Here is a 2,123-nt window from a genome sequence, read left to right as displayed (position 1 = left end):
CCTCGATAGGGTCGTCGCCGACGGCGACGGTGGCGACGACCGTGTTGGTGGCGGTGTCGATGACCGACACCGTGTCGCTGAAGCCGTTGACGACGTAGGCGCGGGTGCCGTCCGGCGACACCGCGACGCCGATGGGGAAGGAGCCGACGTCGATGGTGGCCGAGACGGTGTTGGTGGCGGTGTCGATGACCGACACCGTGTTGCTTTCGCTGTTGGCGACGTAGGCGTAGGTGCCGGGTGGTACGGCGTGAGCGGGCCCGGTAGCCAGTACGGGCAGCGCGAGACCGGCCACCAGGACGAAGCCTGCCACCGCCGCTCGTAGCAGCCCGACGCGTGTCCGTTCACACATCTGGCGGATAGTCACTGAATCCTCCGTGAAGCCTGGTTGCCTCTTCTGGGCGCGAATAATGACATTTCGTCACACAAGCGACGTCTGGGCAACGCGGGGGCAGCCGAATCGGTCCGGCCCGCGGGCACGTCCCGGGGTCGCGCGCTGTGTGTGCTGTCGCCGGTGCCGAAGAACGCGTGGCGTTGGGTGGACACCGCGCAGTACAAGCTGACTCAGCGCGGACAGCACCGCTCCGCGGGAGCGATCGACCTGCTGGTGTGCGCTGCCGCGGCGCACCATGGGCACACCGTGCTTCATGTGGACAACGACTTCGCCGCTGTCGCGGCGGTGCTGAAGGACGTCCGGCAGCGGGACGTGCGCGCCTGAGGCGGCCCAGGCCGTCATAGGGATCGCGGTTACGATGCCGCCGTGACCATCAGCCTGCCGCAGTCGAGCCGCCGATCGGCGGGGCGTGGGCTGCTGCTGGTGCTGGCCGTGCTGGCCGGGCTGCTGGCGATGCACGGTCTGGCGCCTGGGGTGCCAGGGGCGTCGGCCGTCGACACCCCGCATACGGGTACGGGCACGGGTACCGGCGCGCACGCCGGGCACGGGACCGGCACCGATCGCGGCAGCGGTCACTGCGGGCACGATGTCGGTGGTGGCGCGAACGGCCATACGGATCATGCCGACGCGACCTGTGCCGCAGGCGCTACGAGCGCCCCGTACACGCCGCCCGCCCTGACCTCCGCCCGTGACGGCGCCATGCCGGTGGCCGAGCCGGCCGGCCGCTGCGGCGGTACGACGGCGACCGGGCGGGCGCCGCCCGACCTGGCCGAGCTGCAACTCCTGCGGATCTAGAGCGCCCCGCGCGTCACCCTGCCCCGCCCTGGCCCGGTCCGGGCTCAGCGGCCCGGTGTGGCGTGCGCCCACGCGTTCCTGTCTTCCGCCTTTCCCAGCCTCCAGGACTTCTGGAGGCTCTCAAGGAGTCGCACCACCATGAGCACACGCCGCAGCCCGATCCACCGCGCCATCGCCGTGGCGACGGCCGGAACCGCCGCCCTCGTACTCGCTGCCTGCGGGTCGGCGGACCAGGACTCCGCCGGGCACACCGGTCACTCACCGGCGCTGCCGTCGGTGTCCACCGCCCGGTCCACCGCCCCCGGTTCGCATGGCGACGCCGATGTCGCCTTCGCCCAGGGCATGATTCCGCACCATCGACAGGCCGTGGAGATGGCGGAGCTCGCCGCCTCCCGGGCCGGTTCCGCCGAGGTCAAGCAGCTCGCCGAGGAGATCAGGAAGGCTCAGGCCCCGGAGATCGAGACGCTGTCCGGCTGGCTTACCGCCTGGGGTGAGCAGGTGCCCGCCGACGGCGCCATGGACCACTCCGCCCACTCCCGGCAATCCGGGGGCGGAGCCGACGGAATGATGACGGACGAGGAGATGGACGCGCTCGGGAAGTCCTCGGGTGCGGCGTTCGACACCGCCTTCATGGAGCTGATGATCAAGCATCACCAGGGCGCGGTGGCGATGGCCGGGACTGAGCAGGCCGAGGGCGCTTATGAGCCCGCCAAGGAGATGGCCGAGGGCATCGTCACCTCGCAGACGGCCGAGATCACCCGGATGAGGAAGCTGCTCGGCGAGCGCTGACCAGGCCCGGGACGTAGCCGCCGCATGACGCGGGCGGGGTGGCCGGGGACCCCGCCCGCGGGTGCGTGTAATCGGTCGGGTATAGCCCCCGGGGGGGTTTTGGTGTGGTGAGGCGCGGGCCGCTCGGGAGCCGGGGGGGCTGGTCCAG

General features: G+C 71.5%; 2 protein-coding genes and 2 pseudogenes. 3 read left to right on the top strand and 1 reads right to left on the bottom strand.

What is annotated here, in order from left to right:
• Positions 1–349, bottom strand: a pseudogene (locus tag ACFWI9_RS32650) (YncE family protein); the annotation flags it as partial.
• A 141-nt stretch (positions 350–490) separates the two neighbouring features.
• Between ACFWI9_RS32650 and ACFWI9_RS32645 the strand changes: the two are divergent.
• The 3 genes and pseudogenes from ACFWI9_RS32645 to ACFWI9_RS32635 form a co-directional block, all read left to right on the top strand.
• Positions 491–715: pseudogene (locus ACFWI9_RS32645) on the top strand (VapC toxin family PIN domain ribonuclease); the annotation flags it as partial.
• Between the two features lie 42 nt (positions 716–757).
• Entirely contained in the window at positions 758–1,186 is a 429-nt protein-coding gene (locus ACFWI9_RS32640) for a DUF6153 family protein (protein ID WP_387168436.1), read from the top strand.
• A 138-nt stretch (positions 1,187–1,324) separates the two neighbouring features.
• On the top strand, positions 1,325–1,975 hold the full coding sequence (locus tag ACFWI9_RS32635; protein WP_387168433.1) for a DUF305 domain-containing protein: 651 nt from the start codon (positions 1,325–1,327) through the stop codon (positions 1,973–1,975).
• The last annotated feature ends 148 nt before the right edge of the window (positions 1,976–2,123 follow it).

The organism is Streptomyces sp. NPDC127084 (genome assembly GCF_042724175.1).
Taxonomy (GTDB): domain Bacteria; phylum Actinomycetota; class Actinomycetes; order Streptomycetales; family Streptomycetaceae; genus Streptomyces.
This window is presented reverse-complemented; position numbering and strand designations above follow the sequence as displayed.

Coding starts and splice junctions, on each gene's coding strand:
- ACFWI9_RS32635 (WP_387168433.1), top strand. CDS start 1,325: ATGAGCACACGCCGCAGCCCGATCCACCGCGCCATCGCCGTGGCGACG.